This window comes from Variovorax sp. N23 (assembly GCF_025486315.1).
Lineage (GTDB): Bacteria > Pseudomonadota > Gammaproteobacteria > Burkholderiales > Burkholderiaceae_C > Variovorax.
The window spans coordinates 51,064-75,912 of the sequence record NZ_JAOOPY010000020.1 but is presented as its reverse complement, the minus strand read 5'-3'; the positions used below and the strand labels follow the sequence as shown (position 1 = coordinate 75,912).

Genomic DNA, 24,849 nt, shown 5'->3' with positions numbered 1-24,849 from the left:
CCATGGGCAACATCGACTTCAGCACCATCGGCCTGGTGATCGCCGTGGCCACCGGCATCGGCAGCTTCTTTCTCGGGCGCCGCCTGAGCAGGGGGCGCACCGAGAAGAAGCAGCAGAAGGCGCGTGCGGCCGAGTTCGCCACGCAGAGCCGCCAGGTGCGGCGCGCACGCGAACGCAGCGCGCGCAAATGAGCCAAGGCGCCGCAGGTGTCGCAACTTTCTGACGCGTCGCTCGCCGGGCCCTGGCAATAATGAGCGTCAGCAGGAGCACCCATGAACAACGATGACGACAACCTCGACGTGACGGCCAAGCTGGCCTTCGACCTCAACCTGGCGCTGTACCTCGACTTGGTGGCGGTGCTCGAGAAGGCGGGTGTCGTGACCTATCGCCAGATGGCGGCGCGCGTGCTGAACATCGGCATGGACGCGGCGGACGACGGCGACCTGCCGCTGTCGACGGCACTCGAAGGCATCGCCAAGGGCTTTGCCGGGCACGGCGACGGTCTGTCGATCGGGCTCATGAAGGCGGCGCGCGACGTGCGCAACGACGAGGCCCTGGGCGACATCCCGATGCGGCCCGACGAGGGCTGAGCGCCCGCGGGCCCTCGGCTGCTGTGAGACGCGGCCGACGCCCGAATACGCATAGCACCGGCAGGGTCGGCAGCGACCGGAACCCCCGGGGCCGGTCTTTCATCGGCACCGATGGACCATCGGACGACGCCGTCGCGCGATTCGTTCTCACCCACCCGGTCCACTGCACGCCGTGAAACGACTCTGGGAACTCGACGCCGCGCGGTCTGATGCTGGTGCTGATGACGATCACGCATGTGCCGTCGCGGTTGACCGACCCGGTCGGCCAGCCTTTCGGCTTCGTGTCGGCGGGCTGCTGCTCTTCGTGTTCACCGTCATCGTGGCGCTTGGGCTGAAGCTCGACCAGCCCGCGGTCAAGGAGATGATCAAGTACTACCTCGCCAACCCACACGAGGGACTGCTGTTCTCGCTGTTGCTGGTCTACCAGCCGGCATTCCTCGACATCCTGCCGATGTACATCTTGTTCATGCTGATGAGCCCCTGGGTGATCGCCTTCGCGACGCGCCACGGCTGGTCGCAGGCGGAGCGCAGGCGCATCAGACGCGCGGCCAGCCCGACCCGGTTCACACCACGCGAAGGCCGGCTGCGCTCTGGACCAGGCTCTGGATCAGGCGAAGGCGCGGCGAAGCGCGCTGCCACAGGATGCCGAAACGCCGGGGCTCGGATGGCAAGAGCAGGGGAATCTTCGCGACATGCTGACGGTCGAGCAGGGGTGACGCGATGTCCGGGACCACCGACACGCCCAGGCCGCGGTCGACCATCATGGCGATCGCCAACAACGAACTGAGTTCGAAACGTTCCTGCGGCACGATGCCCGCGGCGCGCAGGTAGCGGTCGGCCTGCTTGCCACCGCCCAGACTGCGGTCGTACCGGATCAGCGGCGACGTGCGCAGGAGTTCGTGCGGGTCGCGCCGCGCCAGCCGGCTCGGGGCCAGCAGGACCAGCGGCTCCTCGCGCAGTGGCATCCAGTCGAAGGTCTTGGCCAGGGCGAACGGCGGATAGAGACACACCGCCGCATCGAGCTCGCCTTGCTGGACGGCCTTGTAGAGCAAGGCGGTCGTGCCCGACTGCAGGAACACCTTGACGCCAGGATTCGTCTTCACGAAGGCCGCGAGGATGTCCGGCAGCATGCCGTGCAAGGCGGTGTTGATCGTGCCGACGAGCAGCTCGCCGCCGGCCGCCTCGCTGCCCAGCACCGCCTTGAGGTCACCGACCTCCCGCAGCAGGTTGCGCGCCCGCTGCACGAGCAGGTGCCCGGCCTCGGTCGGCTGCACCGTGCGTCCGGCGCGGGCCAGCAGTGGCACGTGGAGTTCACGCTCCAGCGCGCGGATCTGCTGCGCCACGGCGGCGGGGGTCAGGTCGAGCCGCCGGGCGGCCTCCGACATGGAGCCAGAGTCCACCACCAGAAGAAAGCTGTGCAGATAGGCTGTTTCCATGAAGATACATTTTCTATGCTCTGATCATAGAAGGCATGTGTTTTTCTTTTCTCATGAACGGCAGAGACTGCCCGCATGAGAAGCAAGCTGTTCGTTCCGGGCACACGGCCCGAGCTGTTCGCCAAGGCCCTTGGCAGTGCCGCCGATGGCATCTGCATCGACCTCGAGGACGCCGTGTCCGAGTCGCGCAAGGACGAAGCCCGCGACGTCGTCCGGCAGCTGTTGCAGGGCGGTGAAGCGGCCGCCACCGGCAAGACGCTGATCGTTCGCGTCAACGCGATGGACACGCCGCACTTCGAGCGGGACATGGCGGCGGTGGCCCAGCCCGGCGTGCACCTGATCAATCTGCCGAAGCCGGCGAGTGCTGCGCACGTGCGCGCGGCGATCGACGCCCTGGAGCGCGCCGAGCGGGTCAACGGCGTGCGCTCGCCCATCGGCATGCTGCTGAACATCGAGACACCCTCGGCGCTGCGCCTGGCGTCGGAACTCGCGCTCGCCCATCCGCGCGTCAAGGGCCTGCAACTGGGCCTGGGTGACCTGTTCGAACCCCTGGGCATCGCCCGACGCGAATCGGCGGCGATCCAGCAGGCGATGTTCGCTGTGCGCATCGCCGCCGGCGAGGCCGGCGTGTATGCCTACGACAGTGCCTTTGCCGACATTGCCGACGCCGCGGGCTACCGCGCCGAGGCGATGCTGGCGCGCAATCTCGGCTTTCTCGGCAAGACCTGCATCCATCCCAGCCAGGTCGCCGTCGCCAACGATGTCTTCCGCCCGACCGACGAAGAAATCGCTCATGCCCGCAAGGTGGTCGAGGCGACCCGCGATGCCGACGCGCGAGGGCTGGGCGCCTACGTGGTGGACGGTCGAATGATCGATGTCCCCTTCGTGATCCGGGCGCGCGCCATTGTCGAGAGCGCGCGAAGCCTCGGGCTGCTGAACGACTGAAGAGGCCTGGCTCGCCAGGCACGAGCGCAGGGGCCACGAATACCAAAACCAGGAGACAGCACCGATGCACACACCTTTTCGCCTTCCACACCGCGCCTTGATAGCGGCTGCCATCGCGAGCACCTGCCTGTTCGGCAGCGCCGCCCTTGCGCAGGATGCCTACCCCTCGAAGCCCGTCACGATCGTCGTGCCGTACCCGGCCGGCGGATCGAACGACACCTTTGCACGCCAGGTCGCCAAGGAGTTGGGCGAGAGCCTCAAACAGCCGGTGATCATCGACAACCGTCCGGGCGCGAGCGGCAACACCGGCACGGCGCAGGTGGCGCGCGCGACCGCCGACGGCTACACGCTGGTGGCGGTGTCGTCGAGCATGACGACCAACGCGGCGGTGCAGTCCAAGCTGCCTTTCGACCCGGTGAAGGGCCTCGCGCCGGTGGCCATGTTCGCGAAGGGTCCGTTCATCGTCGCGGTCAACAACGACTTCCCGGCCAGGACACCCGCCGAGCTGATCGCGGCCATCAAGGCCAAGCCGGGCCAGTACAACTATGCATCGTCCGGGTCGGGCAGCGTCAACCAGTTCGGCACCGAACTGCTCAAGGCCAAGGTGGGCGACCTGCAGATCGCGCACATCCCGTACAAGGGCATGGGCCCGGCGGTGACCGACCTGGTCGGCAACCAGACGCAGCTGCTCATCTCCAGCGGGCCGTCGCTGCTCCCGATGGTGCGTGCGGGCAAGCTGCGCGCCATCGGCATCACGAGCCTGAAGCCCAGCCCGATCGCACCCGACCTCACGCCGATGGCCGTTGCGGTGCCGGGCTACGAATTCGAGCTCTGGTGGGGCCTGCTGGCACCGGCCGGCACACCGCCGGACGTGGTCGCCAGGCTCAATACCGCGGTCAACCAGATCCTTGCCAAGCCAGCTGTCGCCGGCAACTTCCTGCGCGAAGGCGCCATTGCCATGCCGATGTCGCCCGCGCAGTTCGGCACCGTCATCGCCGAGGACGTCGAGCGCTGGAAGCGGCTGGCCAAGCAGCAGAACATCACCGCCGACTGAGAAAGAGAATCGCCATGAGCTCCGACGCGAACCACGAAGGCGCGCGCCTGCCACCACGCAGCGGGCCCGCAGGCCCGCTGAGCGGCCTGCGGGTGCTCGACCTGAGCGCCTATATCGCGGGCCCCTACGGTTGTTCGTTGCTCGCGGACCAGGGCGCGGAGGTCATCAAGATCGAGCCCCCGACCGGGGACAACCTGCGCAAGTACCCCTCGACGCTCGAAGTGGAGAGCCGCGCTTTCGTCGGCGTGAACCGCAGCAAGCTGGGCGTGGTGCTCGACCTGAAGAAGGCGGAGGACCTCGCCGCGCTGCTGGACCTGGTGCGCACGTCCGACGTGCTGGTGCACAACTTCCGTCCCAGCGTGCCTCCGCGGCTGGGCATCGCCTACGAGCCATTGAAGCGAATCAATCCGCGCCTCATCTATTGCGCCGTCACCGGCTATGGCGAGACCGGGCCGCTGCGCGAGAAGGCGGGCTACGACCAGGTGCTGCAGACCATGACCGGCATGTGCGCGTTGCAGGGCAAGCGCGGCGGGCCACCGGAGATCCTCTATGGTTCGGTGGTCGACTACTACGCCGCCGCGCTGGTGGCTGCCGGCGTGGCATCCGCGCTGTACGAGCGCGAGAAGAGCGGCGAAGGCCAGTATGTCGGCGTCTCGCTGCTGCGCTCGGCCCTGACGATGCAGTCGGCCCGCATGGTGTGGGCCGAAGGCGAGCCGAAGGAAGTGGGACGCGACATGCGCTCCGGCGGCATCACCGGCCTCCACCCGACGCGTGAGGGCTACCTCTACATCTCGGCCAACACGCCGCACTTCTGGCAAGCGCTGTGCACGAAGGTCGGGTTGCCCGAACTCGCTGCGGACGAGCGCTACGACTCGGTGCGCAAGCGTGCGCAGCATTCCACCGAGATCGTCCCCCAGCTCCATGCCGCGCTGGCGGGGCGCAGCGCCCTGGAGTGGGAGGAGCTCTTCGGCGAGGACGTGCCTTGCGCGGCAGCCCGAACGGTCGAGGACATGTTCGACAACGAGCAGGTGCTGGCCGAGGACATGGTGGCGGAGTTCGCGCACCCAACGCTCGGCTCCTACCGCGGCTTCACCCGGCCGGTGCAGTTCGGCCGGACACCGGGCCCGACGCCTTTCGCCGCGCCGACGCTGGGTCAGCACACGCAGACCGTGCTTTCGCGGGACGACGCAACGAAGAAGACGGGCTGACGTATGCGCGTCGAGCAGGTCGTTCCGCACAGTGCGGGCACGCAGCAGCCCACCCTGGTGGCACCCGAGTTCGCGTGCGACGCGCACATGCACGTCTATGACCGGCATTTCGGGATCCGGGGCGCGCCCGACGCAATGATCGACGACGCGACCGTCGACGACTACCGTCTGCTGCAGCGACGCACAGGGACCCAGCGCACGGTGGTGGTACAGCCGCGTGTGCATGGCACCGACAACAGCGTGACGCTGGCGGCCATCCGTGCGCTGGGCGCTGCGCACGCACGCGGCGTGGCCGTCGTGCGGCCCGATGTGAGCGACGCCGAACTTGAGCGTCTGCATGCCGGCGGTATCCGCGGCATCCGCTTCACGCTCTACACGCCCACCCATGCGACGACGGATTTCGCCATGGTCGAGCCGCTGGCGCACCGCGTGCACGCACTGGGCTGGCATGTGCAATTGCACTGGAGTGCGGCGCAGCTCGTCGAGCACGCCGCCTTGCTCGAACGGCTGCCGGGCACCGTCGTGCTCGACCACCTCGCACGCTTGCCGCAACCGGCCCCTCGAGCGCATCCCGCCTTCGGCCTCGTGTGCCGGCTGCTCGACAGGGGCCGCACCTGGATCAAGCTGTCCGGTGCCTACCTCGATTCGGCGCTCGGTGCCGAAGGCCGCTATGCCGACACCACGGCCCTCGCGCAGACGTGGGTGCGGCATGCACCCGAGCGCCTGGTCTGGGGCAGCGACTGGCCGCACCCCACCGAACGCCACGAAGTGCCCGACGACGCGCAGCTCTTCGACCTGCTGGGGGACTGGGTGTCCGACGACGCGACGCGGCATCGCGTGCTCGTCGAGAACCCGGCCCGGCTCTACGACTTTCTTTGACGACCAACCAAGAGACATCCGAATGAAGCAACGTATCCTGAAATCGATCGCCGCCCTGGCCGCCTGCGCGCCGCTGCTCGGCTGGGCCGCCTGGCCCGAGAGGCCGATTCGCATGGTCGTGCCCTATGCGGCCGGCGGCGGGGCCGACAACACGGCACGCATCGTGGCGCAGCAGATGAGCACCACGCTCGGCCAGCCGATCGTCATCGAAAACCGGCCCGGCGCCGGCGGCGTGATCGGTGCCGACAACGTGGCGAAGGCGGCCGCCGACGGCTACACCGTGCTCTACGACGCCTCGGCCTTCTCGGTGAACCCGTCGCTGCGCAAGCTGCCCTTCGATGCGACCAAGGACTTCATCCCGGTCTCGCTGGTGGCCACGGCGCCGCAGATCCTCGTCGTGTCGGTCACCGCGCCCTACAAGACCGTCGCGGAGTTCATCGACTTTGCCCGCAAGAACCCCGGCAAGCTGACCTTCGCTTCGGCCGGCGGCGGCACCGGTTCGCACCTGGCGGGGGAGGCCTTGAACGAGCAGGCGAAGCTCAACCTCCTGCACGTGCCGTACAAGGGTGGCGCACCGGCGCTGACCGACGTGATGGGCGAGCAGGTGTCGGCTTACTTCGGCAACGTCGCCTCGACGATCGGCTACGTCAAGGGCAGCAAGCTGCGTGCGCTCGCCGTGAGCTCGCGCCAGCGCGTGCCCAGCCTGCCCGATACGCCCACACTCGACGAGTCCGGCTTGCCGGGCTACAACGTGGTCGAGTGGAACGGCGTCTTCCTGCCCAAGGGCACGCCGGCCGACATCGTGCAGCGGTTCGGCAAGGCCGTGCAGGACGCCGTCGCGGACGCCGAGGTCCGCAAGAAACTGCTGCAGTTGGGGTTGAACCCTGCCGGCACGACGCCGGCGGCGTTTGACAAATTCGTGCGTGAAGAAATGGGGCGTGTGAACACCCTCGTGCGGGCGCGGAACATCAAGGTCGATTGATCGCGAGCGCGCCGCCGTTCCTGAGGGGGAGGGCGTCGCCCGGCCTATCCCGTTCGCCACATTGCCCCCCGTCGGTCCCCGTGAAATAGTGCGCCCTTCACCGAGAGGAGCCGGATGGACGACACCATCAAGGAACTCGTCAGCGAGCGGCGTCGCGCGCTGCATGGCGAGGACGACGGGCGGCGGCCGTGGGGCCTGGCCCTGTCGGGCGGCGGCATCCGCAGCGCGACCTTCTGCCTCGGCCTGCTCAAGGCCCTGGCGCAGCACCGGCAGCTGCTGGCCTTCGACCTGCTGTCGACCGTCTCGGGCGGTGGCTACATCGGCTCCACCCTCGGCCGGCTGTGCAGCCGCGCGACGACGCCCGACGACGTGCGCGCGGTGGAGGGCGCCTTCGCCGAGGTCGACAAGGTGCGCTTCGGCTGGTGGCTGCGCGGCAACGGCCGCTACCTGATTCCCGGCGGCATGCGCGACACGCTCTTCGCGGTCGCGCTCTACCTGCGCAACCTGCTGGGCACGCACATCGAGATCGCCATCGCGGCGACGTTGATCGGTCTGGTGCTGGCCGCGGTCAACCTCGGCGCGTGGGGCGCGGCGGTGGCCTGGATCGACCTGGGCAATGCGCAGGCGCCACCGCGCGCGCTGCAGATCGCCACCGGCCTGCCGACGCTCTGGTTGCTGGCGCTGGTGCCCTGGGCGTTGTCGATCGTGCTGGCCTGCGCCTACTGGTCGGTGCGCGACCGGCGTGCCTGGCGCCACCTGCTCGGTCATCTGGCGATGTGGTGCGCGCTGGGTGTGGCAGCACGGTGGTTCCAGCCGGTCTTCGAGGACCGCTTCGGCGGGCCGCACTGGCTGGCGCCGGCCTTCATCGCGTTCTGCATCGCCTGGGTCGTGGGCCTGTGCTGGGTGATGTGGCGCGGACGTGACCGCGACGCCGCCACGCTGCGCAACGAACTCACCGACGCGCTCGCGCGCATGCTGCATGCGGTGCTGGTGATCGCGCTGCTCGGCGCGCTCGACCGCCTGGCGTGGTGGCTGGCCGTCGAGACGCGCGAGAACCGCGCCTCCTACGGCGCCGTGCTGCTGGTGGCGGCGGCCGCCCTGCGCGGCGTGCTGCCCACCTTCTTCGGCAGCAAGCGCGAGATGCCCGGCGTGGGCAAGCAGTTCCTCATGATGCTGGCCAGCGTGCTCGGCCTGCTCGTCGCCTTCTGCCTGGCGGCCTGGTGGATCGGCGTGCTCTACGCCGGCGTGCTGCTGCCGGTGTTCCGGCCCGAGCTGGGGCTGGACTTCGTGCGCGGCTGGGTGTGGCTCGGCACCATCGGCCTCATCGTGGGGACCTACGCCCTGGCGACCGGGCCGCACTTCGCCTTCCTCAACCTGTCGTCGCTGCACATGTTCTACAAGGCGCGCATCGTGCGCGGCTACCTCGGCGCGGCCAATGCGCACCGGTTGGGTGGCGACCCGATGGGCGATGTGTCGGGCCTGACGCCGCCCGAGGTGCCGGTGGGGCAGGTCGACGCCGGCGACGACCTGCCGCAGCGCGACTACGCGCCGCACGGGCAGGGCGGGCCGGTGCATCTGATCAACGTGTGCATCAACCAGACGCACGACCCCAAGCAGAAGCTCTTCAACCGCGACCGCCGCAGCCTGCCGCTGACCATCGGCCCGCGCGGCTGGATGCAGGCCGTGGGCGGGCCGTGGACGCGCGCGCAGGGCGACGACGCGCTCACGCTCGGCGCGTGGGCCGCCATCTCGGGCGCGGCCTTCGCGCCGGGCCTGGGGCGCCTCACCAAGCGCGGCATCGCGGCGCTGTCGGTGTTCGCCGGTCTGCGCCTGGGCTACTGGTGGAACAGCGAGCGCGCGGGCCTGCTGCAGCCGGGCGCGGCGGCGCGCGTGAGCAAGCTGCTGATGAAGACCCGCTTCGTGCTCTACGAATGCTTTGGCGCCTTCCCCGGCAGCGGCTCGGCCAACTGGTACCTGAGCGACGGCGGCCACTTCGAGAACACCGCCGCCTATGCGCTGCTCCAGCAGCAGGCGGAGCTGATCGTGGTGGCCGACTGCGGCGCCGACCCCGACTACCGCTTCACCGACCTCGAGATCCTGATCCGTCGCGCGCGCATCGACCTCAACGCCGACATCCTCTTCCTCAAACCCTGCTGCGGCGCCGACTGGCCCTACGGCGGGCTCTTCGGCTCGCTCAACGACCTGGCCTCGCCCAGCAGCCAGGCCTGCCTGGCGCTGGCGCGCGTCGACTACGCGAGCGGGCTGCACGGCCACATCGTGTGGGTCAAGCCGAACGTGTCGGCGTCGCTGCCGGTCGACCTGGTGAACTTCAAGGCGGCCAACCCGCTGTTCCCGCAGCAGCCGACCACCGACCAGTTCTTCGACGAGGCGCAGTGGGAAAGCTACTTCCGCCTGGGCAGCGAGATCGGCCAGCGCATCGACGGCGGCCTGCTCGCGCGCATCGTGCAGGGCACGCAGGGCCTGTTCGAGGCCGACGACGGTCAGCCCATGCAGGCACCGGCGACCCCAGGCTCCGCCAGCGCCGCCGCCACCATGAGTCGTCTGCAGGCCCGCGTGCTGAAGGCCGGCGCCGTCACGGCCTCCATCGGCTTCGGCACGGCGGCCACGCTCGGGGTCGCGGCCTGGCAGGGCATCGACAGCTGGCGCACGCAGGCCGCCGAGAAGCGCACTGCCGAGGGCATCGCCTTCAAGGACCTGAGCGAGCGCTGGTCGCGCCTGCGCGTCGACGCGCCACCGGGCGAGGCACCGGCCTCGCTCGCGGCTGAACTGCTGCGCACCGGCGAGCTGCTGTGCCGGCAGGGCGCCGACAACTTCATGGCCAACTTCAAACTGTCGGTGAGCATCGTCGACGACGCCAAGGCCGCCTGCCGGCTGGCGTTGGCGAAAGCGCCGGCGACCGGCGATGCGCCGGGCCTGAGCCCGAACCCGGCCTGCACGCGCCTGCTCGATGCCGACAACGGCATCGACTGCCTGCAGCCCGCCAGCGAGCCCGCCTGCACGCCGCGCTACTGGGCGCGCGACTACACCGGCCGTGTGCCGGCGCTGGAGAACTGCATGGGGTCCGCGCACGCCGAAGCCTCGTTGCCCTTGCCATACCCTGCGCCGGTGCCTGCGCCGCCGATGGCGGGTGCTGCACCGGAAGCATCGTCGGGCGCGCCACCGCCGAGCAGCGTTGCACCTGCCTCGCGGCCTGCCGCCATCAGCCGCACGGCCTGCGCCGACGCCACGGTCTACATCCAGGTCTTCGGCCGCGAATCGCTCGGCACGGCCGACGGCTTCCGCGTGCCGTGGCAATCGCTCGGTGCCAAGGTGCCGGCGGTCGAGGACGTTCTGGCGAGCGCGCGCAGCGCCGGCCGCGCGCCACCTGTGGGCCATCCCACGCCGACCCTGATCTACCACGGCGATGCCATGCGTCCCTGCGCCGAAGCGCTCGCGGCCGCGGCGGCGGCACCGACCGGCCCCTGGCGTCTGATGCCGCTGCCGGCGCGCCTGACGCCACAGCCGCGCACGGTCGAGGTCTGGCTGCCGCGGCCGGCGCCGTCGTCATCGGTGCGAGGGTCCTGAACGGGCTCCGCGAGAGGACGCGCCGTCAGGCCCCGTCCGTCACGCGGCGCCATGCGTCCAGGCCCAGGCGGTCTCGGAAGGTCATGGCGCCCTCGGGCGAGATCGTCAATGCGCGGCTCCCGGCCGTCCGGGTGAGCCACCCCTTCGCGAGGCAGTGCGTGCAGAGCATGGCGCCGAGCCGACCGGCCAGATGCATCCTTCGCTCGCTCCAGTCCAGGCAGGGTCGGCAGTAGGGCCGGGCGCGGCGCGCGTTGGCTTGCTCGGGCTCGAGCGCGAGCCCCCAGCGCTGGAGCACGTCGCCCAGCCGATCGGTGACGTGCCCGCCTTCGCCATCGCCTTCGTCATCGAACTCGATCGCCCGTTCGATCAGCAGCGACTCGGCCATGGCGAGCCCGAGCCGGCCGGCGACGTGGTCGTAGCACATGCGGGCCCTGCGCATCGTGTCGTCGCGTGGCCCGACGACGACCCTGCGCTGCACCGGCGGCTCGCCCGCGATCTGCATCAAGCCTTCGAGCATCCTGGCCACCTCGCCGGAGGCCAGCCGGTGGTATCGGTGCCGCCCCCGCTGCTCGACGCCCATGAGGCCCGCCTCCACCATCTGCGCCAGATGGCGGCTGGCGGTCTGCGGCGACACGTGCCCGGCCCTGGCCAGTTCCGTGGCCGTGAGCCGGCGGCCGTCCATCAGCTGCAGCAGCATCGCTGCGCGCGCGGGTTCTCCGACCAGGGAAGCGATGCGGGCAATGTGGTTGGTGTTCATGGTGTCGCCTTCGGTGCAAGCGTACGGCAGACGGACGGGGCAACGCTTCGTTCCGCAGCGAAGTGTTCAGGCCGGCGAGCGCCGCAGCATCGAATGCATCGCGGCACACGCCGCCCCTCGAAACGCTCGCGCCATGTCCTCCCCGTCCCCCACCTTCAACTTCTACGGCAACACCGTCGTCCGCGCGGCCTTCGTCGTCGCGCTGTTCGGCTGGGGTGTCGGGTTCTACGGCCCGCCGGTCTTCCTGCATGCGGTCGTGCTGCGTACCGGGTGGTCGCTGCCGCTGGTATCCGCCGCGGTCACTTGCCACTTCCTGTTCGGAGCGGGCGTGGTCGTCTTGCTGCCCCGGATTCATCGGCGATTCGGCGTTGCCGCGGCCACCCTGGTCGGCGCCATCGTGCTGGCCGCCGGGGTCCTGGGCTGGGCGGCGGCCGTCGAGCCGTGGCAGCTGTTCGTCGCGGCCCTGCTCACCGGCGGCGGCTGGGTGCCGCTGGGTGCGGCGGGCATCAACGCGATCGTCTCGCCCTGGTTCGCCGACCGGCGGCCCCTCGCGCTGGCCAAGGCCTACAACGGCGCCAGTGTCGGCGGCATGGTGTTCTCGCCGCTGTGGGCCGTGCTGATCGAGCGCGTCGGCTTCCCGGCCGCCGCCATGATGGTGGGGCTGGCGATGGTCGTGGCGGTGACGTCCATCGCGACCCGTGAACTCGCCAGGACACCGCTGGGCGAAGGCCAGGCCGCGGACGGCGTGGCACCTGCCAGGGCGTCAGCCCCGGCAGGGGGGCCGGCAGCCGCCGCCATCGTCCCGGCGCTCTGGAGAGACCGCCGATTCCTGACGCTCGCCGCCGCGATGTCGCTGGGCCTCTTCGCCCAGATCGGGCTGATCGCCCAGCTCTTCTCCTTGATGGCGCCCGGCATGGGCCCCCGGCTGGCCGGCGGGGTCATGGCGCTGGCGACCGGTTGCGGCATGGGCGGCCGGCTGATCATGGCGCGGTGGCTGCGCGGGCGCACCGACCGGCGCCGTGCTGCAGCGGCCAGCTACGCCGTGCAGGCCGCCGGCACGCTCCTGCTGTGGGTCGCCGGGCCGGAGCACCTCGCGTTCTTCCTGCTGGGCGTCGTGCTCTTCGGGCTCGGCATCGGCAACGCCACGTCGCTGCCGCCGCTCATCGCGCAGGCGGAGTTCGCGCCGGCCGATGTGCCGCGCGTGGTGGCGCGCAGCGTGGCCCTGGCGCAGGCGCTCTACGCCTTTGCGCCCGCGGTGCTGGCCGGACTGATGGTCGACGGCGCCCGCGCAGCGCCGTCGTGGGGCTCGGACAACGCCGCCTATTTCTTCGTGATCCTCGCGCTGCAGGCCCTGGCCGCAGCCCTCATGCGGTCGGCGTCGACGGCCCGCCGATGAGCGCGTCCAGCGCGGCGCGGATGCGCCGTACAGCCCGTTCGTGGCGCGCCGTCTGCGGCCCGCGGCCATAGGTCGCGGCCTTGCGGATCAGGCGCAGCTGCTCGCGCTGCAGCTGCGTCTTCAGGCGTCGCGCCCGCCGGCCGAAGGTCCGGCCCATCGCCCGGCGGACCTGGTAGCGCAGCACGGGCGAGCCCAGGCGCAGCCACTCGTCGTCGGTGATCAGGTCGCGCTCGGGAAAGAAGTAGGCGGCGAGTTCGTGGAGGTAGGCCCCGTTCTCGCGGGCGGCCACGCGCCACAGGAGCCAGGCCGCCGCCATCGCCGGGATGCCCTTGACCACCAGCAGCGCCGCCATGTCGCCGTAGCCGTTGCCGAAACGGTCTTCCAGCAGCGGCGAGTTCCACACGAAGTGCATGGCCCACGCCAGCGCGAAGCAGCCGACGACGGCCGCGAGCCGCGCCGCCATCGGCCGCTGCGGATGCAGCAGGAACCACGCGACGCCGAAGGACGCGATGGTCGTGTAGGCCGCATGCGTCCACAGCCCGCCGAGCACGCCGCGCGTCAGCAGGTTGAGCAGCACCGGGAGCACCTGGCTCTCGAGCGGGAAGTTCATCGAGGCGCTGACGGTGTCGCTGAGGTTCTCGATCACCTGGAAGCCCAACCCCGTCATGGCGCCGACGATCAGCACCGACAGCGTGGTCTGGAACTGGGTGCGGGCCACCAGCACCAGCAGCACGACGCCCGCGAGCTTGAGGAATTCCTCCGTGATCGGCCCCGCGATGGCCGGCCCCCAGGCCGCCGCGAAGGCGGGCGACACCAGCTTGGCGCACAGGTTCTGGATGGCGACGTTGGCCGGCGCCGCGAAGAACACCGCACCGAAACCGCCCCAGGCGAAGGCGAGGATGAAGGCGTTCGGCGCGTGCTGCTCCAGCAGGTCCAGTGCGCGGAAGGCCAGGACGAAGGCGAGGGCGTACAGCCCCCACACGAACAGCCCGAGGAAGGCGGTGACGGGGACGACACGGAACCCGGTCGAGAACATCTGGACCGTGTAGAAAAGGCCGTTGACGATCAGCACCACCAGCAGCCAGAAGGCCGCGCGGCGCGGCTGGAAGAACGAGTCGGTGCCGACGGGCCAGGTGGCCCGCGCGCGGTCGAAGGCGATCGGGGTCACAGCGGCGCTCCGAGGTCCATCGAGTCGAGCATGCGGCGCGCGTCGGTCAGTGCGTCGCTCAGGCCGTCGTTGGCGCCGTAGAAGTCGATCCGCACGACCGCCTTGCGCTGCAGGTCGACCACCTGCCACAGCCGGCCGGCCAGCTTCGGCCCGTAGTAGGCGAAGGTCACGCCCTGCATGCCCCAGCCATTGATGAAGTCGGACACGTCGCCGTCGATGCGCAGACCCTGGCCGCGCTCCATGAGCCGCAGCTGCCGCGCCATCGGCCCGTCCGGCCCGCCTTCCCACAAGGCCGCGGTCACCCGGAACTTGTGGCTGCCCTTGAAGAGCATCAGCGTGTTGCCCGACTTCGAGCGGGCCAGGTCCATCTCCCAATCCGGGGCGGGGACGAAGCGCGCCGGGCCGACCGTCAGTGTCTCGCCCGCCGCCAACGGCCGGCTGCCGGGCGTGTGGCGGTCCCACATGACGAGGCCGCCGACATAGCCGCCGATGGCCAGGACCACACCGAGTGCGCCGGGCCAGGTGCGGTACGGGATCCGGCGTGACGGCTCATGCATCGGTCGATCGTGCCATACGAATGCCGCGCGCTGGCGGATCGGCGGACGTTCCGGTCAACGCGCGGTGTCGAACGGGCCGCTGGCCACGCACACCGCCTCCTCCAGTGGACACTCCTCGAGGTTCACGCCGGCACCGCCGCGGTCGACCACGATGAAGTCGCGCACGGCGCCGAGCGCGAGCAGCGGGTGGTGCCACACGTTGCGCGCGTAGTTCACACCCTGCCAGCCGCTGCTGACGAAGGCGCGCAGCGCGCCGGGCCGACCGTGGTCGTCCTCCGCGACCACCACGAGGTACGGTGCCTCGGCCAGCGGCAGGAAGGCCTGCGAGCCCAGCGGGTGGCGCTCCATCAGGCTCAGGCGCACCGGCACGTCGCGCGGCTGTGCGCGGAACAGGTTGATGAGCGTGCGGCCGCCTTCGGCCAGCACGTCGACCTGGGCCAGGTCATGGAAGCGGATGGTTGTGCCGGCGTTGATCGGCATCTGCCGCGCGCCAGCCAGTTCGATGACGTCGCCGAAGGGCGCGAAGGCCGCGGCGGTCAAGGGCTCGGGGTGGAGGGTTCGCATGCCCTCAATTCTCGGATGTCTTGAAAGGCGCGAAGCGCTGGCGCATGAAGTGGCCGGTGCGTGCGGCGAAGCCGGAGCGCGCCTGCAGCAGCAGGTCCTGCCCCGGCAGGTCGCGGTCGGGGCCGCTCGCGCCGTAGCCGCTGACCGATGCATAGACGATGCGCAGGTTAAAGGCTTTGATCTGCTCGTAGCTCGGGCCCAGCCGAGCCATGGCGCCGGGGCGGAAGTTCTCCATCACCACGTCTGCCCCCTCGACCAGCTTGCGCGCGACCGCCTTGCCGGCCTCGGACTTCATGTCGAGCGCCAGGCTGCGCTTGTTGCGCCCGGTCGTCAGCAGGTTCACGCTCTGCCCCGCGACGAAGTGGTTGGCCACCGCCCAGTTGCGGTGGAAGGCCCCGTCGAGCGGCTCCACCGCGATCACGTCGGCCCCCATGTCGGCCAGCAACTGGGCAGCCATCGGCCCGGCGTGGAAGTGGTTGAAGCTGATGACCTTGAAGCCGGAGAGCATGCGGGGTTCCTGAAAAGCGGTGGGGCGTTTTCAGGATAGACGCGGGGTGAGGCGGAGAGGCCTTGGCGACCTATTCAATATCTGCGGGGGACTATCAGCGTGCTGGATAGCTGTCGATGTGACAGGTGCTGCGCAGTAGCGTGGCTGCTACGTTCTGCGTTCAATTGAGGTCGGGTGACGATGCCAAACCTTTGGTGCGGGAGCAACCCGCTACGGCCGGCCGCTCGAGAAAATTCGATATGGAGCCAAAAACAACTCAGATACACTGAGTCCACGCAACCCTCTTAACGAGGTTCGCCGGAGCGATAGCTCCTCAAGGTTGAGGATATAGCTTTAATTTCGGTTTATTGAGTCGATAAATTAATTAGGTCTGCCCAGACACAGCACAACCGATCGACTTGCAGAAAGATCGAAACGCAGCATGTTGCGATCACTAAACGGAAGCACGAAGATTGGGGGGGGTGAGATGGCCCGCTCCTACCATCTCACAACTCTCCCCCCGGTTGATATAGGGAAAGAGATGGCGCTTGTGTGTATGCTGCCAACAGCAATTAAGGATAAAACGGAGCGCCGTGTTCAGTATACTTCACGGCTGCGCTTCGCGTCAAGTTCTTTTCCGAGATTGAATTTGCTGCCCCAAGCGGTAAACCAGTGATCGTTGACGGACTGAATAGACAAAGTTTCTGCTGCACCAAAGCCGAAAATCTTTCCGATGCACTCCTTAGTGGGTGTGCTGATGTAAGGACAGGTTACGAGATCGAGCATCAATATCAGCGCTTCGCCGTCCTCGCGACAATAGGCTTTAACATGCTCAAATTTTTTGATGACGTGCGCTTCCAAAAAAGTCTTCAACTTCACATAGCGAACTTTGTCTTTTATGTAGGAAAGAAGTATCGTGATCGAAAAGTGGCTCATGAAGCCCGCCGGACGAATATATTCCCCGGAATTTTCTTCCGCCTCGATCAGAAAATGTTGAAGCAGAACGGATACTGGGAGCCAGTACTCCCGGCCTATCTGCGATAAGCAAAGAAGCAGATATAGGCTCTCAAGCTCGCGGTGAACGCTCATGGCGTTCTTTTCCAGCTGCTGCATCACATTCTCGTGGACTTGTTTAAACAGCAGATGCTTCAGTTCGTATGGGAAGCCCTGGGAATTCAAAAAATCCACTGACGTCGCAATCATTCGGCAGAGGCGAATTGTGTGATTGACCTTTGGGCTCGCAGAGTATGCGAAAAAAACGAACTCCATTATCGCAATTAAGGCCTTGGAGAGATGCTTGCGATCGCGATCTGACTTGCTACAAGAAATATAGGATTTGAGAAGCTTTTCGAGCTTGTTTTCGACGATGGCAAAGGTGTAATTCAACAGATCGCCGTAGGTAACGCCGGCCTCCTTGAGGGCGGACTTATACCGAACGATCAGACGATTCGCATTTATGGTGCAGACTAGGCTCTGCTTCGGCGGAGTGGAGGGGAGGGTAGACAGATCCTCCTCGCACACAGGATTAATCACATCATTAAGAAGGCTTGAAATTTGCTCTTTGGCGATTGTGATCTCTGTGATGATTGGCTTTTGATAATGCTTGATCTTGGCTGTATTGATGCTTAGTTTTTTGGATTTGAGAATTTTCTGAAGTGCCTCGAATATCCTCAAGTGTGTTGATTCTTTGTTGTAAAAAACAAAGAAATCGTCGACATATCGGAAAATTTCATAATCCACCTTGTGGAGGAGGTTTTCCGCCTCAGTCAATTTTTTGATCAATTCCACGTCGACCGATTGAAGAATTATCTCTGCGAAAATTCGAGAGAACTCCGGGCCAATGACGATTCCGTTGGTTTCGTTATGATTCAGCTCTTGCATGAGGGCGTCAAATTGCCCTCCAAAGGTTGCTTTTGATTCCTTCAAACTGAATTTTGTTTGATCTTTGCCAAGAATGGCCCATGGCAGCGAATGAGTGTAAATACTATCGAAGCATTTGCTCACGTCGAGCTGTACCATGGCATCATATTTCTTCTCGCTACGATGATATTCGTGCGATTCAAAAAATCGATGGATGTTTCTATATTTTTTGTAGACGAAATAGGAGCCGAGTTGTTCGTACTCCCGGTCCTCCTCTTCCACTCCTGCGACAGGATCCAAACGTTCTTCGTGAAGCTTATCTTTGAAGTACGCGTAGCGAGACACCGAGACCGGATGGCGTATAGAAAACTCGCTAACCGAGGTATGGTAAATAATTAACGCACTATGCGTTGCGTAGAAGCTCGCCACGGCAACCTGATTACGCGGATGCACAATGCTTAGCGTGCGCCCATCGAGATTATGCGCGACACGAAAATTGAAAGGCATAGTGCCCATCTCGCATTTTCGAATAGGCACGGATCGGCGCATCTTCCGTTTACCCCATTCGGTCACAATCTCAGTCGTGATGGCGGTACTAGGTTCGACCCCAAACAATAGCCGAATTATCGCATCGAGCGCATCCGTGTCACAAATCCAGCGCAATTGCTCTTTTTCAATTTCAATGCTATTCTTTCTCAGAAAGCAGTAATATCCTCGGTTGGAAAATGTTGGGGGTACTTCGAACGGAAGCATATCCGTTAGCAAGGGTCTTTGTTTTCTGTGGGTGAGTGAGACGCGCCGCTTAGTCATGTTTCCAAGCCTGAACGATCATTTTTAGCTCTCTTGTGCTGAAATTGTGATATTGCCGTTGCTCAAAGCCGGAAGAAAATTTAAAATTTTTCAGCTTCTTTTGAAGACTTGTCCGTTTTAGTTTCTTGGTGCTTCTATTGAGTTGCTTGTCGAGTAGCTTGAAGCTCGATAAGTCGGTTGTGATCGAGTTGTTGAAGTAAATGCCAGTAACCGCGAATGCCTTGCTGTTGGCGAGGCGGGTGTTGCCTGTCAGAAATTTCATGCGCGCAACTAAATTTTTGAATGCACTTTTCGGATTGGTTGGATTTTCTCGCCAATAGTCCAAAAATGCAGCATTCATCCGAGCCCGATATTTCAGCACCTTCGCTGCGCTTGGACTTATTTCGACTTTGCCCGATTTGACGAGAAATCGGTAGCCCAGATACTCGAATTTCTTTGGGCTGGCATCAGCAAGTTGAAACTCACGTGTCTTGTCCAAATTGTGCGTGAGGCCGTTGCGGCCGAAAATCCCAATGATCAAGTCTTTGAACGAGCCGAGGTTCTGGCCAGTCGGCGGTCGTGCAAAAATTGCCACAATGTCATCAACAAACCTGCAATATAGGACCAAGCCGGGCAGCGCTCGGATTGCTGTGTCCACAGGCTTTAGATAAAGCTCAGAGAGATATGCGCTGATGCCAACGCCGCGGGGAATACCGACCGTCGTGCCGGAAACGTCACCGTATGAGCTCAGTACTTGTTTAATGTATTTTCTGGAGGCAGAACTCAATAACTGATCTCGGTCCAGTTTCTCGATCAAGAGTTTTCGGTCAATGCTCTCATAAAACGAAGAGATGTCAGTGCGGACTAGCTCAAACGGAAATTTGCTGGAGAGCATGTCACGAAGTTGGCATGCCAAGTCGTGGCGGCCAGCCTGTTTGACATCGTAGATGTAATGGATGTTTACTTGGAGCTGTTTGATGACGAAAAATGTCTCAGGCTCCGCGTCGACGCAAAAAACCGGCTTTCTCTTCGGGCCGGTCTTTTGTGACAGCCTGATTTTGAAGCTTGGTTTGAGTATCTTTTGGCTAATTTCATCCATCAGCACGTCAACGGCATCTGACTTGGCGGTCTTCAAGGCAACGAGTTCAGCCTTCATTGCAAGCAACTTTGCCTCGAAATCTGCAACCGTTAGTGCGGCTTCAATTTTTCTTAATTCACGAATTTCCTTCACTTTGTCGCGTACAGCTATCGTGTACGGTTCGAGTGTAGGGAAAAAGCGGGTTGCTAAGTCTGAACCTTTGCGGTTTTCGGAATCATATATGCGGCGGAAGTTCTCCGCAGTGAATAGTTGGTCGAAAACCATTGGCGACTCATTCCATGTAATTCAGTTGACGGCGAGAGCCGATAATCGCACAGCATCGAGACTTCTTCAACATTTAGTCACGATGATCCGCGCAGCCTTGAACAAGCCAACGGAAAAACCGACATGCCGAAGGATCAAGCACTCGCACTGACATCAGTTCACTTCATTCTTGGAAATTAACTCACGTTGTCGCACCGATGACAAACGAGTGAGGTTGCTGCAGAGCGTCATCGGAATGACCTGATCACGTCGTCGCCGCGAACACGGTCACACGATCGCTGTGGAAACGGCCAGATTCCTTGGCCTATCCGCTGGGGCCAAGTCAGGGAGAACTTCGATTCCTGTGGAGATGGTCGGGAGTTGCCTCGGAAGCTGCATTTTCAAGTCCGCCGCCAGCGCCCGATCTGAGCACTGCCTCGATAGCGGCCCATCCATCGATGGGCTATTCGCCTCCCTTATAGACCGGCCCCCAAACCGCATTGGCCGCCGCCCCGGCGCGCCGCTAAGGTGGCCGCAGTCCTTCATCGCGTGCCGCCATGCCTTCCGAGTCTTTCGATCATTTCCGCGGCATCCATGCCGCCACCGTGTGCCCGCTGCAGGGCGATGGCGGCATCGACGAAGACACGCTGGCGGCGCACCTGTCGGCCGTGTCGCGTGCCGACGGCATCACCGGCCTGCTGATCAACGGGCATGCGGGCGAGAACTTCATGCTCGGCCGCGACGAGAAGCGCCGCGTGACCGAGATCGCGCGGCAGGCGTGCCCGTCGCACACGCTGCTGGTGTGCGGCATCAACGCCGAAGACAGCCTGGAGGCGCAGCGCCATGTCGATGACGCCGAGGCCGCGGGCGCTGATGCGGTGCTGGTGTTCCCGCCGTTCTCCTGGGCGCTCTCGCAAGACGCCAACATGGCGGTGCGGCACCACCGCATCGCGACGTCGAACAGCTCGCTGCCGCTGTTCCTGTACCAGGCCGGCGTGCGTGCCGGTGCGCTGGCCTACACGGCCGAGGTGCTGGAGCGGCTGGTGCAACTGCCCAACGTGATCGGCATCAAGGAGGGCGCGCCGTCAGTTCATCCGGGCGCCCGAGGCCTTGAGCGCAGACCGCGTTCGCACAGCCTTCGGGTGTCAGCGGTAGAGCCAGCCGGCCAGGCGCCGCGTGATGCGGGGCATCAGCACGTAGGTCATCAGCGCCACGACGATGGCCGCGGTGGCGAAGTGGGAAAGGTAGGTGTCGTGCAGCGCCGGCACCCAGCCGGCGAGCCATTGCACGCCCCGGGGCACGTACAGCGTGAGCGGGAAGATGACGCAGAGCGTGATGAGGAACTGCTTGTAGCGCCGCGCCGGCTTCTGGCCCGGCCCGGGGTGGAACCAGAACTCGAGGCCGGTCACGGTCTTGACCTCTTCGTCGCTGTCGAGCATCGGCAGCACCTCGTCGAGCAGCGCATGGCGCGCGGTCGACTGGAACCAGTCTTCGGCATGCAGCAGCGAGTCGAAGCGGATCGTGACGGTGTAGAGCGTCGAGCCGGCCGGCGGATGGATGACGTGCACGCCGCGGTGCCCGGGGAAGCGCTCGGCGATCGGCACGATGCGCTGCAGCCATTGCTCGTAGGCCGCGGCGGCGTCGGGTCGCACGTGGTGCCGGATCACCGCAGTGACGCTCTCGGGGCGCGGCAGGCGGCGGGCCGTCACGTCGGACAGCGTAGCGCTGCGCAGCGAGGGCTCGCGATCGTCCGTGGTGGGCGTGGGGGTGTCGGCGGTCATGGTGTGTCGAGCATCGCGAGCCTACCTGACGATGGCGCTGCAGGCGTATTGCATCTGTAAGCGCAGCCGGTGCGCCGGCACATCGCGCTGAAACGCCTGCCGCGCACATTGGCCAGGTCGCGGCCCCTCGTCGCCGTGCCCCAGGAGTCTTTCATGACCTCTCTTCGCCAACCCTTCGCCACGTCGAGCGCAGCATGACCCGCTCGTCCTCGCCCCGCGCCATCGTCGTCGGCGGTTCGCTCGGCGGACTGCTCGCCGCCACCACGCTGCGTGCCGCCGGCTGGTCGGTCGACGTCTTCGAGCGCTCGCCGAGTGCGCTGGACAGCCGCGGCGGCGGCATCGTGCTGCAGCCCGACGTGCTCGACGCCTTCCGCTTTGCCGGCGTGGCGCACGGTAGCGCGCTGGGCGTGCGCTCCGGCGACCGCATCTACCTGGATGCGGCCGACCGCGTCGTGCACCGGAGCTTCATGCCGCAGACCCAGACGTCCTGGAACATGCTCTACGGGGCCATGCGCAGCGCCTTGCCGTCCGGCACCGTGCATGCCGGCGAGCGGCTCGTCAGTTTCCGCGAGGCCGTCGGAACGGTGACGGCGCTCTTCGAGAGCGGTCGCCTGGAGACCGGCGATCTGCTGGTGGGGGCCGACGGCGCCCGCTCCGCCGTGCGGGGGCAGCTGCTGCCGGGCCACGCGCCGCGCTATGCGGGCTACGTGGCGTGGCGCGGCCTCGTGCCGGAGAAGGAGGTGGCCACGTCGGTGGCGAACCGACTCGGCCAGGCCTTCGTCTTTCAACAGGGGCCGGATCACCTGCTGCTCGAATACCTCGTGCCCGGAGAGGACGGCGCCACGGCCGAGGGGGCGAGGCGCCGCAACTGGGTGTGGTACCGCCCCCTGGATCGCGAGAGCCTCGCGCGGCTGCTGACCGCGCGCGACGGCTCGGTGCATGCGCTGGCCCTGCCGCCCGGGCTCGCCAAGGATGGCGACGTGGCCGCGCTGCGGCGCGATGCGCTGGCCCTGCTGTCGCCGAGCCTGCGCGCGCTGGTGCTCGCCACGGAGGCGCCTTTCGTGCAGGCCATCGTCGATCTGAGCGTGCCGCGCATGCGCTTCGGCGCCACGGTGCTGATCGGCGATGCCGCCTTCGTGCCGCGCCCGCACACCGCCGGCAGCACCGCCAAGGCGGCGGCCAATGCGCTGTCGCTGGCGCAGGCGCTGCGCGTGGGTGCGCAGGGGCCCGCCGAGGACCGGCTGGCGCGCTGGGAGGCGCAGCAGCTCGCGCTCGGCCGCTCGATGAGCGCGGCGGGCATCGGCATGGGGAACCGGATCATGGGCCTGGACCGCTGATCCAGCGCTCGCCTGCTCAGAAGCCCAGTTCGCGCCAGGCAACCGTCGTGGCGGCGCGAAGGAAGTTCACGACCGGGGCTTCCCAGTCGCCGGCGATGGCCACGCGCCCTCGCCAGAGCGGGCTGTTGGGCGCCAGGTCGGTGTCGACGCTCAGGACGACGCGGTACATCGCATGCTCCGGATACAGCACGCCGCCTTTCTCGCGCACCAGGACATGGCCGCCCGCGGGGGCGGCCAGTTCCGGCTCGCTCAGGGTGCGGGATGCATCGCGGTCGATGCCGGCGATCCGGGCGGCGAGGGCCGAGCCGCCCAACCCGTCGGGAATGAACACGGCGCGGTCGCCGGGGTGCAGCCGTCGAACCTCGTCCTCGTCGACATAGGTCACGACCTGCCAGGCACCCATGCCGACGAAGTCGCCCAGAGGCTCCCGCTCCTTGAGCCAGTCGCCGGGCCGCAGATCGGGGTCGAGGTCGACCAGCATGCCCGGATACGGCGCCACCGGCCGGTAGCGCTGGAGATCGGCGCCCACGGTGGCGTGTTCCGCGCGCAGCTGCGCCCGGCGGTCGTCCAGCAGTTGCCAGTCGTGGCGCGCGGTCTCGTCGAAGCCGGCCACGCCGGCCTGCCAACCCAGCAGGTCCTGGCGTGCGGTGATCTCGTCGGCCCGAAGGGCCAGGTCCGGCGACGTGAGGCGCAGCAGCGGCGCCCCGGCGGCCACCGTCTGCCCGCTGGCCACGCTCAGGTCGGCCAGGGCGGCATGCGGCGGCGCATACAGCGCCAGGTGCCGCTGCGGCTGCAGCAGACCCGCCGTCAGCACCCGGCTCGGCCAAGGCACGACGAGCAGTGCGCACAGCAGCACGGCGATCGCCGCGCTCCACCGCGCGCGCCGGCTCTGGCGGATGGCCCGCCAGCGCAGGCGCCATGCCTGCAGTTCGCGCCACAGCGGGAGCGCGACGAACCAGCCGATCTCCACCGCGAAGAGGAGGATGCCGACCGCCTTGATGAAGAAGTGATAGACCAGCGCGGCGATGCCCAGGAACAGCACGAGCCGGTAGATCCAGACCATCCAGGCGAAGACGACCAGGCCGCCGCGCAGCCGGTGCGGCAGCTCTTCGGGCGGTGCCTCGCGCAGGCCGAAGAGTCGCTCGCGCAGGTCCCAGCGCGCCAGGGCGAAGGCCCGGGCGTGCAGGTTCGGCAGGCCCAGGTAGTCCGACAGCAGGAAGTAGCCGTCGAAGCGCATGAAGGGGCTGGCGTTGATCGCCAGCGTGGCGATCCATGTCGTGGTCGACAGCAGGAAGGCCATCTGCTTGGGTGCGCCTTCGGGCAGCCAGGCCCAGGCGAGCGTGGCCCAGGCCGCGATGGCCAGTTCCGTGAGGATGCCCGCGCCGGCGACGAGCAGCCGCTGTTCGCGCCGGCGCAGTTTCCAGACCTCGTTCGTGTCGGTGTAGGCGACAGGCCACATCACCAGGAACGCGAGGCCCATCGTGGGTACGCGGCAGCCGTAGCGCTTGGCGGCCAGGGCATGGCCCATCTCGTGGCAGGCCTTGGCGAAGGCGATGGCCGTGCCGTAGGCGAGGGCGCCGCGCCAGGTCAGGGTGTCCATCAGCGTCGCGGCGAAGCGGTCGGACTCCCGGTAGACGCCGAAGATGCCCAGCACGGCGGCCAGCGCCGTGAGGCCGACGAAGCCGCGCGAGAAGAAGAAGTCCAGGTGCGGCTGGAGCCAGGTCAGCCACCGGTCGGGCTTGAGCAGCGGAATGCGGAAGAACAGGTAGTTGTGCAGCAGCCATTGATGCCAGCTCCCCCGCCGCCTGGCCAGCGCGGCGGCCATGGCGGGCGACGCACCGCTCGCGGGCTGCAGCAGTTGCTGCTCCTGCAGGAAGGCCAGCAGGTTGCGCAGGGCATCGATGTCCAGGTCGAGCGTGGTGTCGCGCCGGATCCGGTCGAGGATCGCGGCCGGCTCGCGCAGCGCCCAGTGGCTGAGCATCTCGAAGCTCGGCCAGTCGATCTGGAAGAAGAGGTTGCGCACCGGGTCGTGCAAGGTCCAGCTCGGCTGCCCGTCGGTCAGGCGCGGGCCGGGCACCAGCGACAGCTCCTGGCGCAGGGACGGCAAGGCGGGCGAAGCAGGCATCGCGCGT

General features: G+C 66.5%; 20 protein-coding genes and 2 pseudogenes. 12 read left to right on the top strand and 10 right to left on the bottom strand.

The window, feature by feature from the left end; genetic code table 11:
* The first annotated feature begins 2 nt into the window (after positions 1-2).
* From N8A90_RS23250 to opgC, 3 genes and pseudogenes are all read left to right on the top strand, one after another.
* Entirely contained in the window at positions 3-191 is a 189-nt protein-coding gene (locus N8A90_RS23250; protein WP_262077597.1) for a hypothetical protein, read from the top strand.
* An 81-nt stretch (positions 192-272) separates the two neighbouring features.
* Positions 273-590: a hypothetical protein gene (locus tag N8A90_RS23245; RefSeq protein WP_262077596.1), complete on the top strand. Its 318-nt coding sequence runs from the start codon at positions 273-275 to the stop codon at positions 588-590.
* Positions 591-762: 172 nt separating this feature from the next.
* Positions 763-1,107, top strand: a pseudogene (opgC, locus tag N8A90_RS23240) (OpgC domain-containing protein); the annotation flags it as partial.
* A gap of 46 nt (positions 1,108-1,153) precedes the next feature.
* Here opgC and N8A90_RS23235 read toward each other — a convergent pair.
* Positions 1,154-2,026: a LysR family transcriptional regulator gene (locus N8A90_RS23235; protein ID WP_262077595.1), complete on the bottom strand. Its 873-nt coding sequence runs from the start codon at positions 2,024-2,026 to the stop codon at positions 1,154-1,156.
* 75 nt (positions 2,027-2,101) lie between these two features.
* Between N8A90_RS23235 and N8A90_RS23230 the strand changes: the two genes are divergently transcribed.
* The 6 genes from N8A90_RS23230 (at position 2,102) to N8A90_RS23205 (ending at position 10,679) form a co-directional block, all read left to right on the top strand.
* Positions 2,102-2,971, top strand: coding sequence for an HpcH/HpaI aldolase/citrate lyase family protein (locus tag N8A90_RS23230; RefSeq protein ID WP_262077594.1), 870 nt, complete (start codon positions 2,102-2,104; stop codon positions 2,969-2,971).
* Between the two features lie 64 nt (positions 2,972-3,035).
* The gene (locus N8A90_RS23225; RefSeq protein WP_262077593.1) at positions 3,036-4,025 is read left to right on the top strand and encodes a tripartite tricarboxylate transporter substrate binding protein; all 990 of its coding nucleotides are present in this window, start codon (positions 3,036-3,038) and stop codon (positions 4,023-4,025) included.
* 14 nt (positions 4,026-4,039) lie between these two features.
* A complete protein-coding gene (locus N8A90_RS23220; RefSeq protein ID WP_262077592.1) occupies positions 4,040-5,233 on the top strand; it encodes a CoA transferase in 1,194 nt (397 codons plus the stop codon).
* A gap of 3 nt (positions 5,234-5,236) precedes the next feature.
* Entirely contained in the window at positions 5,237-6,112 is an 876-nt protein-coding gene (locus N8A90_RS23215; protein ID WP_262077591.1) for an amidohydrolase family protein, read from the top strand.
* A gap of 22 nt (positions 6,113-6,134) precedes the next feature.
* On the top strand, positions 6,135-7,094 hold the full coding sequence (locus tag N8A90_RS23210; protein ID WP_262077590.1) for a tripartite tricarboxylate transporter substrate binding protein: 960 nt from the start codon (positions 6,135-6,137) through the stop codon (positions 7,092-7,094).
* A gap of 114 nt (positions 7,095-7,208) precedes the next feature.
* Positions 7,209-10,679 (top strand): patatin-like phospholipase family protein, encoded by a 3,471-nt coding sequence (locus N8A90_RS23205; protein WP_262077589.1) that lies wholly within the window; start codon positions 7,209-7,211, stop codon positions 10,677-10,679.
* A gap of 25 nt (positions 10,680-10,704) precedes the next feature.
* Here N8A90_RS23205 and N8A90_RS23200 read toward each other — a convergent pair whose 3' ends face one another.
* A complete protein-coding gene (locus N8A90_RS23200) occupies positions 10,705-11,436 on the bottom strand; it encodes an ArsR/SmtB family transcription factor (protein ID WP_262077588.1) in 732 nt (243 codons plus the stop codon).
* A 133-nt stretch (positions 11,437-11,569) separates the two neighbouring features.
* Between N8A90_RS23200 and N8A90_RS23195 the strand changes: the two genes are divergently transcribed.
* Complete coding sequence (locus N8A90_RS23195) at positions 11,570-12,832, top strand: MFS transporter (protein WP_262077587.1); 1,263 nt, start codon at positions 11,570-11,572, stop codon at positions 12,830-12,832.
* On the opposite strand, the gene N8A90_RS23190 is transcribed toward N8A90_RS23195, so the two are convergent.
* The 6 genes from N8A90_RS23190 to drt3a all read right to left on the bottom strand — a co-directional run bounded on the left by N8A90_RS23190 (position 12,801) and on the right by drt3a (position 19,620).
* Positions 12,801-14,000: a PrsW family intramembrane metalloprotease gene (locus N8A90_RS23190; protein WP_262077586.1), complete on the bottom strand. Its 1,200-nt coding sequence runs from the start codon at positions 13,998-14,000 to the stop codon at positions 12,801-12,803. The genes N8A90_RS23195 and N8A90_RS23190 overlap by 32 nt on opposite strands.
* Complete coding sequence (locus N8A90_RS23185; RefSeq protein ID WP_262077585.1) at positions 13,997-14,557, bottom strand: hypothetical protein; 561 nt, start codon at positions 14,555-14,557, stop codon at positions 13,997-13,999. The genes N8A90_RS23190 and N8A90_RS23185 overlap by 4 nt, the downstream gene beginning before the upstream one ends.
* Before the next feature lie 54 nt (positions 14,558-14,611).
* The gene (locus N8A90_RS23180; RefSeq protein WP_262077584.1) at positions 14,612-15,121 is read right to left on the bottom strand and encodes an ureidoglycolate lyase; all 510 of its coding nucleotides are present in this window, start codon (positions 15,119-15,121) and stop codon (positions 14,612-14,614) included.
* A gap of 4 nt (positions 15,122-15,125) precedes the next feature.
* Positions 15,126-15,629 carry a CoA transferase gene (locus N8A90_RS23175; RefSeq protein WP_262077583.1) on the bottom strand — a complete coding sequence of 168 codons (504 nt, stop codon included), beginning with the start codon at positions 15,627-15,629 and terminating at the stop codon, positions 15,126-15,128.
* A 576-nt stretch (positions 15,630-16,205) separates the two neighbouring features.
* Entirely contained in the window at positions 16,206-18,278 is a 2,073-nt protein-coding gene (gene drt3b, locus N8A90_RS23170) for an antiviral reverse transcriptase Drt3b (protein WP_262077582.1), read from the bottom strand.
* Positions 18,271-19,620 carry an antiviral reverse transcriptase Drt3a gene (drt3a, locus tag N8A90_RS23165; RefSeq protein ID WP_262077581.1) on the bottom strand — a complete coding sequence of 450 codons (1,350 nt, stop codon included), beginning with the start codon at positions 19,618-19,620 and terminating at the stop codon, positions 18,271-18,273. Before drt3a ends, drt3b begins: the two co-directional genes overlap by 8 nt.
* A 536-nt stretch (positions 19,621-20,156) precedes the next feature.
* Between drt3a and N8A90_RS23160 the strand changes: the two are divergent.
* Positions 20,157-20,630, top strand: a pseudogene (locus tag N8A90_RS23160) (dihydrodipicolinate synthase family protein); the annotation flags it as partial.
* A 114-nt stretch (positions 20,631-20,744) separates the two neighbouring features.
* On the opposite strand, the gene N8A90_RS23155 reads toward N8A90_RS23160, so the two are convergent.
* On the bottom strand, positions 20,745-21,380 hold the full coding sequence (locus N8A90_RS23155) for an antibiotic biosynthesis monooxygenase (protein WP_262077580.1): 636 nt from the start codon (positions 21,378-21,380) through the stop codon (positions 20,745-20,747).
* 194 nt (positions 21,381-21,574) lie between these two features.
* On the opposite strand from N8A90_RS23155, the gene N8A90_RS23150 reads away from it, so the two are divergent.
* On the top strand, positions 21,575-22,717 hold the full coding sequence (locus N8A90_RS23150) for an FAD binding domain-containing protein (RefSeq protein ID WP_262077579.1): 1,143 nt from the start codon (positions 21,575-21,577) through the stop codon (positions 22,715-22,717).
* A 16-nt stretch (positions 22,718-22,733) separates the two neighbouring features.
* On the opposite strand, the gene N8A90_RS23145 is transcribed toward N8A90_RS23150, so the two are convergent.
* Positions 22,734-24,842 (bottom strand): HlyD family efflux transporter periplasmic adaptor subunit, encoded by a 2,109-nt coding sequence (locus tag N8A90_RS23145; RefSeq protein ID WP_262077578.1) that lies wholly within the window; start codon positions 24,840-24,842, stop codon positions 22,734-22,736.
* Positions 24,843-24,849: the final 7 nt, after the last annotated feature.

Excerpts from the sequence above, each read along its gene's own strand:
- N8A90_RS23250 (WP_262077597.1), top strand. The coding sequence starts at position 3 with ATGGGCAACATCGACTTCAGCACCATCGGCCTGGTGATCGCCGTGGCC.
- N8A90_RS23245 (WP_262077596.1), top strand. The coding sequence starts at position 273 with ATGAACAACGATGACGACAACCTCGACGTGACGGCCAAGCTGGCCTTC.
- N8A90_RS23235 (WP_262077595.1), bottom strand. The coding sequence starts at position 2,026 with ATGGAAACAGCCTATCTGCACAGCTTTCTTCTGGTGGTGGACTCTGGC.
- N8A90_RS23230 (WP_262077594.1), top strand. The coding sequence starts at position 2,102 with ATGAGAAGCAAGCTGTTCGTTCCGGGCACACGGCCCGAGCTGTTCGCC.
- N8A90_RS23225 (WP_262077593.1), top strand. The coding sequence starts at position 3,036 with ATGCACACACCTTTTCGCCTTCCACACCGCGCCTTGATAGCGGCTGCC.
- N8A90_RS23220 (WP_262077592.1), top strand. The coding sequence starts at position 4,040 with ATGAGCTCCGACGCGAACCACGAAGGCGCGCGCCTGCCACCACGCAGC.
- N8A90_RS23215 (WP_262077591.1), top strand. The coding sequence starts at position 5,237 with ATGCGCGTCGAGCAGGTCGTTCCGCACAGTGCGGGCACGCAGCAGCCC.
- N8A90_RS23210 (WP_262077590.1), top strand. The coding sequence starts at position 6,135 with ATGAAGCAACGTATCCTGAAATCGATCGCCGCCCTGGCCGCCTGCGCG.
- N8A90_RS23205 (WP_262077589.1), top strand. The coding sequence starts at position 7,209 with ATGGACGACACCATCAAGGAACTCGTCAGCGAGCGGCGTCGCGCGCTG.
- N8A90_RS23200 (WP_262077588.1), bottom strand. The coding sequence starts at position 11,436 with ATGAACACCAACCACATTGCCCGCATCGCTTCCCTGGTCGGAGAACCC.
- N8A90_RS23195 (WP_262077587.1), top strand. The coding sequence starts at position 11,570 with ATGTCCTCCCCGTCCCCCACCTTCAACTTCTACGGCAACACCGTCGTC.
- N8A90_RS23185 (WP_262077585.1), bottom strand. The coding sequence starts at position 14,557 with ATGCATGAGCCGTCACGCCGGATCCCGTACCGCACCTGGCCCGGCGCA.
- N8A90_RS23180 (WP_262077584.1), bottom strand. The coding sequence starts at position 15,121 with ATGCGAACCCTCCACCCCGAGCCCTTGACCGCCGCGGCCTTCGCGCCC.
- N8A90_RS23175 (WP_262077583.1), bottom strand. The coding sequence starts at position 15,629 with ATGCTCTCCGGCTTCAAGGTCATCAGCTTCAACCACTTCCACGCCGGG.
- drt3b (WP_262077582.1), bottom strand. The coding sequence starts at position 18,278 with ATGACTAAGCGGCGCGTCTCACTCACCCACAGAAAACAAAGACCCTTG.
- drt3a (WP_262077581.1), bottom strand. The coding sequence starts at position 19,620 with ATGGTTTTCGACCAACTATTCACTGCGGAGAACTTCCGCCGCATATAT.
- N8A90_RS23155 (WP_262077580.1), bottom strand. The coding sequence starts at position 21,380 with ATGACCGCCGACACCCCCACGCCCACCACGGACGATCGCGAGCCCTCG.
- N8A90_RS23150 (WP_262077579.1), top strand. The coding sequence starts at position 21,575 with ATGACCCGCTCGTCCTCGCCCCGCGCCATCGTCGTCGGCGGTTCGCTC.
- N8A90_RS23145 (WP_262077578.1), bottom strand. The coding sequence starts at position 24,842 with ATGCCTGCTTCGCCCGCCTTGCCGTCCCTGCGCCAGGAGCTGTCGCTG.